This is a genomic window from Candidatus Arcticimaribacter forsetii, assembly GCF_910589745.1.
In the GTDB taxonomy this organism is placed as follows: Bacteria; Bacteroidota; Bacteroidia; order Flavobacteriales; family Flavobacteriaceae; genus Arcticimaribacter; species Arcticimaribacter forsetii.
In genome coordinates this window covers 1,475,012-1,489,994 of record NZ_OU342399.1, presented here as the reverse complement: position 1 = coordinate 1,489,994, position 14,983 = coordinate 1,475,012, and the positions used below count along the sequence as shown (strand labels likewise).

Genomic DNA, 14,983 nt, shown 5'->3' with positions numbered 1-14,983 from the left:
AATAAATGTCAAAATTAAAGATTAATTTTTTAAATCATATCTTTTTAAAAGATCAATATTCATTTTTTTACCTTTATGGAATCAAAAGAGAAAAAGTCATAACGGCAGACGGAAGTTCCACTTTATATATGGAGCAGTGGGATGAATATTATCATTCCATGCATGGTGCTTATAACGAAGCCATGCATGTTTATATTGAGTCTGGTTTGTCTTTTTGGAAATCTTTAAATAAAATCAATGATAAGACTTGTACTGTTTTCGAAATGGGATTTGGTACTGGTCTAAATGCACTGCTATCCTTAGAGTATGCAACTGAAAATGAATTTGAAGTAGAATTCGAAACTATTGAAGCGTTTCCATTATCTTTTCTTGAAGTTCAAGATTTAGATTTTGATTCCCTTTTTCCTTCTAAAAATTATAAATCCATTTTAAAAAAACTCCATTTATCTCCATGGGAAAAGAAAAATAAAATCAATCCATTTTTCACTCTCTTAAAAAATAAAATTTTGATGGAAAACTTCAATCCTGTTTCGAAGTATGACGTTATCTATTATGACGCTTTTGGATTCCGTGTGCAACCTCAAATGTGGAGTGAAGAAACACTTGGTCCGATAATAAATGCTCTAAACAGGAATGGTGTATTTGTCACTTATTCCGCAAAAGGCTGTGTTAGAAGATCATTAGAATCTTTAGGGTTGGAGGTCTTTAGAATAGAAGGACCTCCTGGAAAACGTGAAATGTTACGTGCAATTCGGGCTTAATTGTATTATTTTTACAAAAAAAATAGAATGAAGTTTTTAATAAGTGGTGCGACAGGTTTGGTGGGGAAGATTCTTATTGAGCATGCTCTAAAAGAAGGTCATGAAGTTCATTTTTTAACAAGGAGCAAATCTAAACTTGGTTTTCATAAAGGAATAAAAGGTTTTTATTGGAACCCTGAAGAAGGGTTAATCGATTCAGAATGTTTGAATGGAGTGGATACCATAATTCATTTAGCAGGTGCTACTGTTTCAAAGCCTTGGACCAAGAAATATAAAAATGAAATATTAACCAGTAGAATAAATACTACATCCCTATTAGTAAAAACCTTAGAAGGAATAAATCATACAGTTTCGAGTGTAGTTTCTGCATCCGCAATTGGGGTATATCCTTCTTCTCCCGACAAAATTCATGACGAAGAGGATCCTGTTTCTTCAGGTTCTTTTATGGAACAAGTTGTTATTGATTGGGAAAAAGCAGTAGATGAATTTCAAGCTTTAAATATCAAAGTTTCTAAGTTAAGAATTGGTCTTGTTCTTGCAACCCAAGGAGGTGTTTTAGCAACGCTTAAAATTCCAACTCAATTTGGTTTGGGAGCAGCTTTTGGAACTGGTCAACAATGGCAATCTTGGATTCATGTGTCTGATCTTGCACGTCTTTTTTTAACTGCAGCAAATAACGAGTGGGAAGGAGTTTATAATGCAGTGGCTCCAGAAGTCGTTTCACAAACAGAATTCATTAGGCAACTAGCCCAAAGAATTAGACGCCCTTTCTTTATGCCTCCTTTACCTAAATTTTTGATTCGTTTAATGGTGGGTGAAATGAGTACGCTTGTTTTAAATAGCCATTTTGTAAGCTCTGAAAAAGTTAAAAAAGAGAATTTCACTTATAATTTTCCGACACTAGAAAAGGCATTGAAAGATTTACTATAATTTTTACGTGACATTTTGACAATTTTAACATAATGGCAGTACTTTTGCATCTGAATTGAAAAATAATTGAATGAGTACGACAGAAGAATCTAAGAAACCATCTAAAAAAGCAGCGACAAAAAAGGCTGCATCTAAGAAGGGACCTTCTAAAGAGGCAAAGGAATTAATTTCTGTTAAAGAATCTTTAGAACAAGAAAAAGATAAGTATTTAAGACTTTTTGCTGAATTTGAAAATTTTAAAAAAAGAACTTCAAAAGAGCGAATCGAATTATTCAAAACTGCTGGACAGGATGTTATGGTTAATTTATTGCCTGTTCTAGATGATTTTGAACGAGCATTAAAGGAATCTGATAAATCAGAAAATTCAGCTGATTTTGACGGGTTTAGATTGATTAGTAACAAGTTAAATGAATCCTTGAAATCCAAAGGGTTAGATGTAGTTGTTGTTGAACCTGGAGATCAATTTGATTCAGAAGTTCATGAAGCAATTACACAAATCCCTGCTGGAGAAGACCAGACTGGAAAAGTAATAGATGTAGTAGAAAAAGGATATAAGCTTGGAGATAAAATTCTACGCTATCCAAAAGTAGTTGTAGGTCAGTAGACTAAAGATAATAAGTAGTCTAAATAATAAGATATGAAGCAAGATTATTACGATATTTTAGGAGTTTCAAAAGGAGCTACTGCCTCTGAGATTAAAAAAGCATATCGAAAGAAAGCAATTGAATTTCACCCTGATAAAAATCCAGATGATTCAAAAGCTGAAGCAAAATTCAAAGATGCTGCAGAAGCATATGAAATATTAGGAGATCCAGATAAAAAAGCAAAATACGATCAATACGGACACGCAGCATTTGACGGAAGTCAAGGATTTGGCGGTGGTGGAATGAACATGGATGATATCTTCAGCCAATTTGGAGATATTTTTGGTGGAGGTTTCGGCGGTGGCTTTGGTGGCGGTGGTCGTGGACAAAGAAGGGTTAAAGGGAGTAATCTAAGAATCCGTGTTAAGCTTACCTTAGAGGAAATAGCATCGGGTGTAAATAAGAAAGTTAAGGTAAAAAGAAAGGTTCAGGCCAGTGGCGTAACTTATTCTACTTGTACCGCTTGTAATGGTTCAGGCCAAACGGTTCGAGTTACCAATACTATTTTAGGACGTATGCAAACTGCTGTTACTTGCCCTACTTGTTCTGGTTCTGGGCAATCAATTTCTAATAGACCTAAGGGAAGTGATTCTCAAGGAATGGTTCAGGAAGAAGAAACTGTCTCTATCCAAATACCAGCAGGAGTTGAAGATGGAATGCAGTTAAAGGTTTCTGGAAAAGGAAATGCTGCTCCCGGAAATGGAGTCTCAGGGGATTTAATTGTTCTCATAGAAGAACACGCTCATGACCGTTTCATGCGGGAAGGAAACCATGTTCATTATGATCTTTATGTTTCTATATCAGAGGCTGCACTTGGTGTATCAAAAGATATTGAAATGCTTGAAGGTAAGGTTCGTATTAAATTAGAATCTGGTATTCAGTCCGGAAAAACACTTAGATTAAGAGGTAAAGGTTTACCAGATGTTAACCGTTATGGAACAGGTGATTTACTTGTTCATATAAATGTTTGGACACCAAAAACATTAAATAGAGAACAAAAACAATTTTTTCAAAAAATGATGGAAGATGATAATTTCCTTCCAAAACCTGAAAAGTCTGATAAATCATTTTTTGAAAAAGTAAAAGATATGTTTGCCTAACTTCATATTAAAGTATAATTGTGTGCTTTAGTCTATGGTTCATATGAGCTATTGATTTTTTCACATCATTTTTCCCATCCTTATTTTTAAGGGTGGGTTTTATTTTTAGCCCCATTTTTATTTTATCTTTGGATCGATAAAAGACTCACATGCAGCATTTTTTTGACTTTTTTAATTATCAGATTAGCTTAGGATCTTCAGTTTCATTTTCTTTGAAATCGATCCTGATTATCCTAGCGGTATTTGTTTTAACTAAATATTTTTTAAGGTTAATTAAAAAATTAGTTTTTCGAACTTTAAATAAACAAGCACAATACACCTTTAAGAGTATTTTTTCTTTCTTTAATTACTTCATTTATTTGATTGTAATTTTAATTACATTCGAGAATATAGGAGTTAATGTAACCGGTATTTTTGCTGCGTCAGCTGCTCTTTTGGTAGGAGTAGGTCTCGCGCTTCAAACATTTATTCAGGATATAATTTCTGGGGTTTTTATTATTGCTGATCAAACTGTTCATGTTGGCGATATTATTCAATTGGATGGCCAGGTTGGAAAAATTGAAAACATTACCCTGAGAACTACACGAGCGGTAACAATTGATAACAAAGTACTCATTATTCCTAACCATAAATTTTTAACCTCAGTACTTTATAATTGGACAGAAAACGGAACTTTAACAAGAGAAAATATTCATATAGGAGTCGCGTATGGTTCTGATTTAAATTTAGTAAAACAACTGTTAATCGATTTGAGTCTAGAATTTAATGAAGTTGTTAGAGAACCTAAGCCAGATGTTCTTTTTAACGATTTTGGAGATAGTGCTCTTGATTTAAAACTTACATTTACTATAAATAATAGTTTTTCTTCAAATATGGTTAAAAGTGCTATTCGTTATCGTATTTACGAAGTTTTTAATGAAAATAATATTGAAATACCATTTCCTCAAAGAACGGTATGGATGAATAAATCATAAACCTACAAGCAATGACTAGAATATTAATAATAGAAGATGAAGAACCTATTCGTCGAGTCCTAGTTAAAATCTTGAGCGAAGAAAATGATCAATTTAAAATATTTGAAGCCACAGACGGGAAGGATGGAATAAAAATGTTAGAAAACAATGATTTTGATCTTGTTCTATGTGACATCAAAATGCCAAAAATGGATGGCTTAGAGGTTTTAGAAAAAGCTCAGAAAAGTGGCATTTTAGTTCCTTTTATTATGTTAACAGGTCATGGTAATGTTGAAACCGCTGTCCATGCAATGAAAAATGGAGCTTATGATTTTATTCCAAAACCACCGGATTTAAATCGACTTTTAATTTCGGTACGTAACGCTATTGCAAGCAAACATTTAATTAAAGAGAATGTTCGTTTAAAAAAGAAAATTGCTCGAAAATATGATATTATTGGCTCATCTCTTGAAATTAAAAAAGTAATTGAACTAGTCGATAAGGTAGCTCCTACTCAAGCTAGAATTTTAATTACAGGTCCAAACGGTACTGGAAAAGAATTGGTTGCACATCAGATTCATCAAAAAAGTGTACGTCAAAAATTTCCACTCATAGAGGTTAATTGTGCAGCTATTCCCTCAGAATTGATAGAGAGTGAGTTGTTTGGTCATCTCAAAGGCGCTTTTACTTCTGCTATCAAAGATCGAAAAGGTAAATTTGAAGCAGCATCTCAAGGGACTTTATTTTTGGATGAAATTGGAGATTTGAGTTTAAGTGCTCAAGCAAAGGTTTTAAGAGCACTTCAAGAAAATAAAGTACAGCGAGTAGGTAGTGACAAAGATATTACAGTTGACGTTAGAATATTAGCTGCAACTAATAAAGATTTAAAAGAGGAAATCAAAGCAGGTAGATTTAGAGAAGATCTTTACCATAGATTGGCAGTAATATTGATTGAGGTTCCCTCTCTTTCTGAGAGAACTGAGGACATCCCATTACTTGTAGATCACTTTATCAATCAAATTGCTAAAAAAGACGGCATGCCTGTTAAATCTATAGAGCCTAAAGCCTTAGCATTATTAAAGCAATATCCTTGGACTGGTAATGTACGTGAATTAAGAAATGTTGTTGAACGACTTATGATTTTAGGAGACAATCCAATAACCAGCAATAATATAATCCAATTTGCACCAAAATAATTAGAGTATGAAGAATATGAGTATTTTATTTTTAATGATGTTTGGCTTAGCTCAAGCTCAATCTCAGTCTAATCCTAAAGTAGATGATAAACTTAAATCTATTTATTCTACAGCATTATTAAATGGAAAAAGTTATTCTTGGCTAGATCACTTATCCAATCAGATTGGAGGAAGATTATCAGGTTCTTTAAATGCGCAACGTGCGGTAGACTGGGGTAAAGCGGAATTAGATGCTCTTGGTTTAGATCGCGTTTGGCTTCAGCCGGTTATGGTTCCTAAGTGGATACGTGGAACTTTTGAGTATGCACATATTGAAACGAGTCCAGGAAAAACGATTAATGTGCCCATTTGTGCCCTAGGGGGTTCTGTTGCTACTCCTTTAACAGGAATTAAAGCTGAAGTTATTGAAGTAAAAGGATTCGAGGAATTGAATAATTTAAGCAGAGCAGAGGTAGAAGGAAAAATTGTTTTTTTTAATCGACCAATGCAAGCAGATTTAATAAATACATTTGAGGCATATTCAGGTTGTGTAGATCAACGATATTCCGGAGCAGAACAAGCCGCAAATATGGGTGCAGTTGCAGTTTTAGTAAGGTCTGTAAATTTAAGATTAGATGATTATCCACATACCGGATCAATGAGTTATGGTCTTTTACCATTCAAGAAGAGAATTCCAGCTGCTGCGATAAGTACTAATGGAGCGGAACTATTGAGTTCTATGATTTCATTAAATCCTAACCTTCGTTTTTATTTAAAACAAAATTGTAAAAACCTTCCAGATGTACAATCATATAATGTGATCGGTGAAATTATTGGTTCTGAAAAACCTGAGGAGATAATGGTTGTAGGTGGGCATTTAGATTCTTGGGACCTAGGTGATGGCGCTCATGATGATGGAGCTGGAGTAGTACAATCCATGGAGGTTTTAAGATTATTCAAAGAAATAAACTACAATCCTAAAAGAACCCTTAGGGTAGTTCTTTTTATGAATGAAGAAAATGGTATGCGAGGTGCAACGAAATATGCATCTGTTTCTAAATCAAAAAATGAAAACCATGTATTTGCTTTAGAATCTGATTCAGGAGGTTTTACACCAAGAGGATTTTCAATAGATACATCCCCGGAAAAGCTAAAAACAATACAAAGTTGGGAATCTTATTTTGAGCCTTATCTAATTCATTTATTTGTAAAAGGTGGGAGTGGAGCAGATGTTGGACATCTAAAAACAGATGCAAATATTTTAGCAGGTCTTAAACCAGATTCACAACGTTATTTTGATTACCATCATGCAGAAAATGATACCTTTGACGCAATTAATAAAAGGGAACTAGAGCTGGGTTCAGCAACAATGGCCTCATTAGTTTTTTTAGTTGATTATTTCAGTCTTTAATATCCTATCATTGAATCAATATACCCGAGAGTTTAAAACTAACATTAAAATTGCTTTTCCTGTAATCTTGGGACTGCTAGGACATACCGTTGTTCAAATGATAGATAATATCATGGTTGGACAATTAGGAGCTACCGAGTTAGCTGCTGTTTCTTTAGGAAATAGTTTCTTTTTTATTGCGATGTCTTTAGGAATAGGTTTTTCTACTGCGCTTACTCCACTTGTAGCTCAGGCAGATGGGAATTCTGATATTAAACGTGTGGGTCAGATTTTTGTTCATGGTTTTTTTTTATGTACTCTTTTGGGTCTTCTTTTGTTTCTAGCTGTTTATTTATCTCGCAATCAAATGTTTCGCATGGGTCAGCCAGAGGATGTAGTATTCTTAGCTTTTCCTTATTTAAATTGGGTTGCAGTTTCTTTAATACCTATGATTATGTTTCAGGCTTTCCGTCAGTTTTCCGATGGATTGTCATTAACTCGTCCAGCAATGTATGCAACTCTTGTTGCAAATGGGATTAATGTAATTTTAAATTATTTATTAATTTTCGGTCATTTTGGTTTTCCAAAACTTGGGGTGGAAGGGGCAGCAATTGGAACTTTAATTTCACGAATTACTATGCTTATTTATATAGTTCTTTATGTAAAATATAAAAAGCAATACCAAAAGTATGATTTGACGTTAAAGTTTTCTCAAATGAAACTTTTCTTAATTAAAAAAATTTTCAAATTAGGTTTACCTTCTGCTCTGCAAATGTTTTTTGAGATTGCTTTTTTTGTAGTTGCAGTATGGATGTCGGGTTTATTGGGCACTAACTCACAGGCAGCCAATCAGATTACTTTAAACTTAACTTCCATGACTTTTATGGTTGCAATGGGACTAGGAGCGACTGCCATGATCCGCGTTGGGAACCAGTTTGGGAAAAAAGATTACTTGGAGCTGAAAAGGATTGCTTTTTCTGTTTTTCTTTTGATTATAATAATTGATGTTTTTTTCTGTGCATTTTATTTAATTTTTAATACCGAATTACCCTGGATTTATTTAGATAATAACGGGATACAAACTTCCTCTGATACACTCGAGGTTGTTGCAATAGCATCTTCTTTGTTAATTATTTCTGGGTTTTTTCAGATAACAGATGGTTTACAGGTTGTAGTTCTTGGAGCTCTTCGTGGACTTCAGGATGTTAATATTCCAACTACCTTAATATTCATTTCTTATTGGTTGATTGGATTCCCTGTTTCATATTATCTTGCTTTTTATACCCCTTTTAAGGCAACTGGAATTTGGATCGGTTTGTTAACAGGTCTTTCTTGTTCAGCAATTTTACTATTTTTACGATTTAAATTTAAAACGGATAAGCTCATTATAAACTAAACTATAATACTATGGAAGTACCAAAATTTTTAATTGCTGACAGCTCAACATTACAAGATGAAATCTTTGTGCTTCACACTGAGTATCCTCGATTTCTTTTAAACGTATCAAATGATGATGTTTTGTGGTTTGAGGAGTTTAGTAAAGAAGATGAGGAAGAATTAGGAAAAGTAACTCAAGATTTAATAGAAGAAGCTTTAAACTTTTTTGACTCTGAAATTGAATCTTTAGAGTAATGATTGATAGTTTATTAGATTGGGATACCTCTTTGTTTCTATTTCTAAATGGATTAGGATCTCCTTCTTTTGATGCTTTATGGATGATGATTACGCACAAAGCAAGCAATTTTGTTGTTTACATTATTTTATTGCTTTGGTATTATCGTTCTAAGGGATATAAATCCGCTTTATTTTTACTTTTAGCAGTAGGCGCATTAATTTTAGTTACCGACCAGGTTACTAACATGTTTAAATATGGTTTTGAACGACTGAGGCCTTGTCATAATCCTGAAATTCAAGAGGTTATGAGAATTGTAAAGAAAAGCTGTGGTGGTTTATATGGTTATTTCTCAGGACATGCTTCTAATTCTTTTGCCCTTGCAACTTTTTTCAGTTTTTTGTTTAGAGAAAAATTCCCAAAAATCAAGTATCTCTTATTTTTTATTGCTGCTTTAATCGCTTATAGTCGAATTTATATCGGTGTGCATTATCCGTTAGACGTTTTCTCAGGTGCAACTTTTGGCTTTTTTTGGTCCTTATTGTTTTATAAAATAGCTACCAAATTGTACAATAGATATTTTTCAGAAGGTTTTTTTAATCTTTGAAAAAACAAATTCTGTTTTCTGTATATACCTTTCTTTTGGTTTGATTATCGTGTTTGGGAAATTTGGGAAATTTGGACTATCAGGAAATTTTTGAGTTTCAAAACAAATCCCATTCAACTCTTTTGGATTAAAAACAACTATGCTAGGCTGATCCGTTAAAACATCCATTTGTATACCAGTCGAATTTGCACTCAAACTTGCTTTAATTTCAGTATTATTTTTTAGGATAAAACAATCATCATATCTGGATTTACCAATTGGTCTCATTTTGTTACGATCAAATTCAGTACCAAATGATTCTTTAAATTTCCCTGTAGGCATTAAATTTTTATCTAATTCCAGTGTTTTTGCTGAATTAACCATTAAGTTGTGATCATTTAATTCAGCAGCTCCACTCAGATTAAAATAGCTGTGGTTTGTTATATTAATTGGGCAGGCTTTATCGGTAATAGCTTTATATTCTATAATTAATTTATTTAAATATAAACTGTATTTTAAGCTTACATCAATGGTTCCTGGATGACCACCTGAATTCTCCTCAATACATCTATGTTTTAACGTTAAATGTGGTGTAGACCCGTGATATAGATCATATATTTTCCAGGTAGATTGATCCCATCCTGCAGAACCTCCATGTAATTGGATTCCTTTTTTGTTTACTAGTTTATGTGTTTTATTTTCAAGTGTAAATGAAGAGCTTAACCTACCTGCGTAGCGACCTATACAGGCTCCGATTTTCCATGGATTATCTAAATAACTATCTGAATTCTCATGTCCTAAAACTACATTAATCCCATTATACCATAACTCCTTAATAATCCCTCCATAAGGAAGAATTACAATTTTAAGTAAATCATTTGTAAGGGTTATTTCTTTCAAGTTTAATGGGTATTTGTTTTTAAGAGTTCAGGGTAGGCTTTTTGGAACTTTCTAAGTCGTGGAATTGAAACGTTCTTAACATAAGGGTTATTTGGGTTTAAACGTTCATAATCCTGATGGTATTCTTCTGCATAATAGAACTTTTCTAAGGGTTTAACTTCGGTTACTATTTCATTTTCGAAGATCTCTTTCTCAACTAAAAGCTCTATATATTGTTGAATAATTTCCCTTTCGGTATCATTACTGTAAAATGCAATCGAGCGGTATTGCGAGCCTCTATCAGGTCCTTGTCTGAATGGAGTGGTTGGATCATGAGACCCAAAAAATACTTGAACTAAAATTCCGAATGAAACTTTTGTAGGATCATAAATAACTTCAACAGCTTCAGCATGACCTGTTTTACCAGTTCCAATTTGACGGTAATTTGGGTTCTTAGTTTCCCCTCCGGAATAACCAGAATAAACCTCATGAACTCCCTCTACGCTTTCATATATTGCTTCTACACACCAAAAACAGCCTCCAGCAAAATAAGCTTTTTTAAGACCTTTTTGAAGGGTAGTTGTTGGGTGCCATATCTTTTGATCATTGTCTATTGGTTTAGATCCAATGGATAAACAGGTCTGGAATATTAGTAAACTAAATAAAGTAAATTGAATTTTCATTTAATGAATTTGTTGTCCAATTTACAAATAATATGTTTATAGAAAACATATTTTACTAGACCCTTGTAACGACCTGTTATTTAGTAAACCTAAGAGGTCTTTTTTCAAAATTACCACCACAATTAGGACAGGTATTTTTTAAAACAGTTTCTACACATTCTTTGCAATAAGTACACTCATAGGAGCAGATATAAGTTTCTTCGTTTTCGTGAACAAGTACCTTATGGCAATGTTCACATTTATTTTTCATCTGTAACATTATTTTATTGTTTATAAGGTTTGCTCCAATAAATAATTAAAGGAGTTAATATAAATGTTGGTATTAACCAATAGATGTACTCTGGAAGGTTACCAGGAAGACCTGACTTGTTCACAACAATAAAAGCAGTTAGTGCTGCTATATAACCGCCAGTCATTCTTGAGATATGAATTAACATCCAGAATCTTTTGTTTTTCCATTTGCCTAAATAATTTAAGAAATCATTTTTAACACCATAAAGCCCAACAAGACCAAAAACAATTAAAGCAATTCCGAAATTACTAGCGTTATACAATAAAAATATTCCTTTTGAAATAAAGTATACCCCACCAATCAGCATACAAATACTGAGTATCCAATCTATAATTTTTGGTTTTTGTCCTTTTCCTAAAAGTCTTAAATTCATATAACGATTTCCGGTTCCAACTAAATAAACAGTAAAAACTCCAACTGCAAATAAAAAGGTGTTATCTTTTAGTAAGGCTATTACTACAGAAGAAATTCCTGTAGAAATCATAAAAAACACAAACAGATTTCCCACCAGTCTATGTCTTTTACCTCCTTTTGGTTTTATAATATTTATTGTGCCAGTGCATAATCCTAATACACCACTTAATACGTGTATTAAAAGTATAACTTCATAAAGGTTTTTCATAAGTAGGTTCTTTTGGGTTGTTTAGGGTAAAAAATAGGACTTGTAATATTGACGACTCAGCCATTCGTTATGAATGGTGTCCCATGTGCTTGGATGGCCACTTTCTCCTATTCCCGAAGTTGTAGCTCCCCATGCGCCAATATTATTTATAAAGTCTTCTTCAATTATATTTTTTGGGAGAGTAGACGTTTTGTAATTTAAGTATAATCTGAGTTCTAATCCTCCAATCTGCTTTGCAACTTCTTGAAAGAAAAGAGACGAAGTTCTGTGATCTGAATGGTCTTCAGGATGATCGGCTAAGTTTGTGTTGGCTAAATTTATTTGGATTTTAGAGTTTTTAGATTCTTTTTGGACAAGTTTACTAAGGGTTTTAATTAAGTCTGTTTTTGTTTTATAGTTTGCTGTACTATCTATAGAGTGTAAGTTAATTACCTCTTTCTTGTATAGTTTTTCTAAACTTTTGTTGTTATGAATAGGGTAGCCTTCTCCTGTACCATTTCCATCTGGTAATCGTAGGAGATAAACTATATTTCCATCATAGGAATACCTCAGAATCTTTTTTTTATTAATTTTAACAGTCTCCCATGTTTCTAATTTATCAATTCCAGAACTAAACGAGTTACTTATAAATCTAATTGCTCGAAGACTTCCTTCCTCTCTAGCTTTATAATAATCATTATTGGAAATTCCATGACCTGCATCTCCTGCAGTCAAATGAATTATAACTGTTTTTTCATCTTCGTTTTTTATACTTTTATACACATTAGGGTTCATGAATAATTGCCAATCGTCCTGATGTGCAGAGATGTAAAAACTTGTTTGTTGACCATATCCTAACAAAGAATATACAATAGATAGTAAAAATAGAATCTGGCTTTTAATACCCATAATTTTGTTTTTTATAAGTTCAAGCTACAAAATAAAATCTTGTATTATGATTTTAAAACAAAATGTAATTCAATTAATTCTGATTTATAAAAGAGATCCATTGCTCAGTGAAAGATCTCCAGCTATAACTTGTTTTGGATTTTCTGATATTTTTTTGGGCCAACTCTAGATTCTCTTTTTGTATTAATTCTGTTATTGCTTCAGCAATATCTTTTGGGTTTTTAGAACTTACTTTCCCGGATTTATCTTTAATAATAGGTGCTTTTAAACCTTCAAGGTCTGTCACGATCAAAGGAGTTTCGTAAAAGTATCCAACTGGTGTTACACCACTTTGTGTCGCTGTTTTGTAGGGTTGTACCACAAGATCAGCCGCACAAAAATAGTCGCGAGCAAGTTCGAATGAAACAAACTCATTAGTAATTTCAATTTGATTCGTTAAATTGAGTTTTTGGATTAATTTTTTATACTGGGTTTCGTCTTCATAAAATTCCCCTACAATTAAAAGTTTTATAACTTGATTTGATTTATTTAAATATTTAAAAGCTTCAATTAGTAGATCTAACCCTTTATAAGATCGTATTAAACCAAAAAACAAAATATAGTTTAAATGTTGATTTAGCTTTAAACGTTCTCTTGCTTCTTTTTTGGATATAATTTCTGGGAGATCATCATTTATAGGATGAAAGCCTTTGTTTACCGGTATATTAACCTCACTTATTATTTCTGAATGAACCGATTCTGACAAAGTTGTAATCAGATTCATTTTATCAGAGAAATAACGATTAAGACTATTATCCCAAGGTTTGGGTTCATGTGGGTTCCAATTATCGACTAAAGCTATTCTTTTTATAGATTCATCGAGTCTTTTTGCTATGTTACCCCAAGCGATTGCCAGGAGGGGAGTCCAATATCTAAAAACAACTCTTTTTGGAGCCAAGGAATTTATTTCGTCCGATATTTTTTTCCAACTAAATGGATTATAGGCATGTATTTTTTTAACTATTTTAAAAGAAAACTCTTTATCTGCTAGATCAAACTGAGTTTTTCCAGGAAAAATGATGTTCGGATAAAGTTTGGTAAATGTCCAGATCTCGGTGGTTAAACCTTGTTTTGTTAATTCCTTAGCAAAAGCATGATTTGTATCTGCAATACCCCCACGGTAGGGGTAAGCAGGACCTAAAATTAGACAATCAATTGCCATTGATTAATTTGTTCTTTGAGTTTGAGTAGGTGCTTTCAAAGTATTCCAATTGGTTAAGATTATACTGATTCCAAAATAAAAAGTCAATCCAATTTTAACTGTTTGGAATTCAATAAATAAAAACTGTAAGTTAGGTAGCCATAATATTATTAAAGCTATAGAAGCCCATGCGATTTGAAATTTAATTGCCCAAGAATGGAGATCCATAAGGGAAGTGAAACTGAATATACATCCGAAAATTAAAAATCCTAATCCCAATCGTAAAGAATTACTTATCTCTACAAAATTTGACAAGAAGTAAAGGATCATTAGATTGATTATAATAAAATGAAAAATTCCAATTGCTTTTTGTGCAAAAGAGTATTCAGGATTATATTTTTCATGTAAGTGAACATTTTCAATAATTGTTCTTGGGAAACGTTCTTGGACGTCTTTAGGTCTCCAACCGGTTGGCATAAACCAAACTCTGAGTTTGTCAATCCAATTTTTGGCATACCATGCATCTGTTAAAATCGCCCAGAAATGCTGGAAGTTTATCCAGATCGGATTCCAAGTTTGAACTGGTTTTAAAACTCCATATACTGGTGGTTCATCATCTAATTCTTCTTGAAATGTTCCAAAAAGACGATCCCAAATACAGAAAATGGCAGAAAGATTTTTATCTATATAAATTGGATTAATTGCGTGATGAACTCTGTGTTGTGATGGAGTTACTAAAATATATTCTAACCAACCGAGTTTACCAATATGTCGTGTGTGATACCAAAATTGACCAAATAAATGAAGGGGAGCTAGAATACTAATTACTTTTGGGGGCACCCCTAAAATTGCTGCTGGGATTAGGAAAAGTGCTCCAAATCCAAATATTGAGGATATACTTTGTCTTAAAGCACAGGCTAAATTGAACTCTTCACTGCTATGATGAATCACGTGTCGGTTCCAAAAAATGTTAATCTTATGATTTAATCTATGATTCCAATAGCTTGCAAAATCAATGCATATAAATGCAATGAAATATAATGCAGATGAACTTTCTAATTCAATTAGAGCTATATTTTTTAAAATGAATGGATATGAAATTATAACAAGAGCAAGTCCCAAAGTTTCCTTCAAGGTATTTGTCATACCAGAGCTTAAGCTAGAGAGGGTATCCATTAAGGTATATGTTTGTTTATTTGTCAAATGACCATAAACAATCTCTATGACAACAAGAACTAGAAAACTAGGAATTGCCCATAAAAGAACTGCTGCGTATTGTTCCATAAAT

At 32.9% G+C, this 14,983-nt stretch carries 17 protein-coding genes; 10 read left to right on the top strand and 7 right to left on the bottom strand.

Annotation, left to right across the window (positions count from 1 at the left end; all coding sequences use genetic code 11):
* Nucleotides 1-5: 5 nt before the first annotated feature.
* The 10 genes from mnmC2 (at nt 6) to NG655_RS06710 (ending at nt 9,172) form a co-directional block, all read left to right on the top strand.
* Nucleotides 6-761: a tRNA (5-methylaminomethyl-2-thiouridine)(34)-methyltransferase MnmC2 gene (gene mnmC2 / locus NG655_RS06755; RefSeq protein WP_252158566.1), complete on the top strand. Its 756-nt coding sequence runs from the start codon at nt 6-8 to the stop codon at nt 759-761.
* 27 nt (nt 762-788) lie between these two features.
* Nucleotides 789-1,691, top strand: a complete 903-nt coding sequence (locus NG655_RS06750; protein WP_252158565.1) for a TIGR01777 family oxidoreductase — start codon at nt 789-791, stop codon at nt 1,689-1,691.
* A gap of 70 nt (nt 1,692-1,761) precedes the next feature.
* Nucleotides 1,762-2,295 carry a nucleotide exchange factor GrpE gene (locus NG655_RS06745; protein ID WP_252158564.1) on the top strand — a complete coding sequence of 178 codons (534 nt, stop codon included), beginning with the start codon at nt 1,762-1,764 and terminating at the stop codon, nt 2,293-2,295.
* Nucleotides 2,296-2,328: 33 nt separating this feature from the next.
* The gene (gene dnaJ / locus NG655_RS06740; RefSeq protein ID WP_252158563.1) at nt 2,329-3,435 is read left to right on the top strand and encodes a molecular chaperone DnaJ; all 1,107 of its coding nucleotides are present in this window, start codon (nt 2,329-2,331) and stop codon (nt 3,433-3,435) included.
* Nucleotides 3,436-3,584: 149 nt separating this feature from the next.
* On the top strand, nt 3,585-4,409 hold the full coding sequence (locus NG655_RS06735) for a mechanosensitive ion channel family protein (RefSeq protein ID WP_252158562.1): 825 nt from the start codon (nt 3,585-3,587) through the stop codon (nt 4,407-4,409).
* 11 nt (nt 4,410-4,420) lie between these two features.
* Nucleotides 4,421-5,584, top strand: a complete 1,164-nt coding sequence (locus NG655_RS06730) for a sigma-54-dependent transcriptional regulator (RefSeq protein ID WP_252158561.1) — start codon at nt 4,421-4,423, stop codon at nt 5,582-5,584.
* 7 nt (nt 5,585-5,591) lie between these two features.
* Nucleotides 5,592-6,974 carry a M20/M25/M40 family metallo-hydrolase gene (locus NG655_RS06725; RefSeq protein ID WP_252158560.1) on the top strand — a complete coding sequence of 461 codons (1,383 nt, stop codon included), beginning with the start codon at nt 5,592-5,594 and terminating at the stop codon, nt 6,972-6,974.
* Nucleotides 6,975-6,984: 10 nt separating this feature from the next.
* Nucleotides 6,985-8,349, top strand: a complete 1,365-nt coding sequence (locus NG655_RS06720) for an MATE family efflux transporter (protein ID WP_252158559.1) — start codon at nt 6,985-6,987, stop codon at nt 8,347-8,349.
* A gap of 11 nt (nt 8,350-8,360) precedes the next feature.
* A complete protein-coding gene (locus NG655_RS06715; RefSeq protein ID WP_252158558.1) occupies nt 8,361-8,585 on the top strand; it encodes a hypothetical protein in 225 nt (74 codons plus the stop codon).
* The gene (locus tag NG655_RS06710; RefSeq protein WP_252158557.1) at nt 8,585-9,172 is read left to right on the top strand and encodes a phosphatase PAP2 family protein; all 588 of its coding nucleotides are present in this window, start codon (nt 8,585-8,587) and stop codon (nt 9,170-9,172) included. The genes NG655_RS06715 and NG655_RS06710 overlap by 1 nt, the downstream gene beginning before the upstream one ends.
* On the opposite strand, the gene NG655_RS06705 is transcribed toward NG655_RS06710, so the two are convergent.
* From NG655_RS06705 to NG655_RS06680, 7 genes are all read right to left on the bottom strand, one after another.
* A complete protein-coding gene (locus NG655_RS06705) occupies nt 9,149-10,051 on the bottom strand; it encodes an aldose epimerase family protein (protein ID WP_252158556.1) in 903 nt (300 codons plus the stop codon). The genes NG655_RS06710 and NG655_RS06705 overlap by 24 nt on opposite strands.
* A 2-nt stretch (nt 10,052-10,053) precedes the next feature.
* Nucleotides 10,054-10,713, bottom strand: a complete 660-nt coding sequence (gene msrA / locus NG655_RS06700; protein ID WP_252158555.1) for a peptide-methionine (S)-S-oxide reductase MsrA — start codon at nt 10,711-10,713, stop codon at nt 10,054-10,056.
* A 76-nt stretch (nt 10,714-10,789) separates the two neighbouring features.
* Nucleotides 10,790-10,963 (bottom strand): DUF1272 domain-containing protein, encoded by a 174-nt coding sequence (locus NG655_RS09485; protein ID WP_419469271.1) that lies wholly within the window; start codon nt 10,961-10,963, stop codon nt 10,790-10,792.
* A 13-nt stretch (nt 10,964-10,976) separates the two neighbouring features.
* Nucleotides 10,977-11,627: a DUF2306 domain-containing protein gene (locus tag NG655_RS06695; protein WP_252158554.1), complete on the bottom strand. Its 651-nt coding sequence runs from the start codon at nt 11,625-11,627 to the stop codon at nt 10,977-10,979.
* Between the two features lie 21 nt (nt 11,628-11,648).
* Nucleotides 11,649-12,515: a PIG-L family deacetylase gene (locus NG655_RS06690; protein ID WP_252158553.1), complete on the bottom strand. Its 867-nt coding sequence runs from the start codon at nt 12,513-12,515 to the stop codon at nt 11,649-11,651.
* Between the two features lie 73 nt (nt 12,516-12,588).
* A complete protein-coding gene (locus tag NG655_RS06685) occupies nt 12,589-13,716 on the bottom strand; it encodes a glycosyltransferase (RefSeq protein WP_252158552.1) in 1,128 nt (375 codons plus the stop codon).
* 3 nt (nt 13,717-13,719) lie between these two features.
* Nucleotides 13,720-14,979, bottom strand: a complete 1,260-nt coding sequence (locus tag NG655_RS06680) for a sterol desaturase family protein (RefSeq protein WP_252158551.1) — start codon at nt 14,977-14,979, stop codon at nt 13,720-13,722.
* Nucleotides 14,980-14,983: the final 4 nt, after the last annotated feature.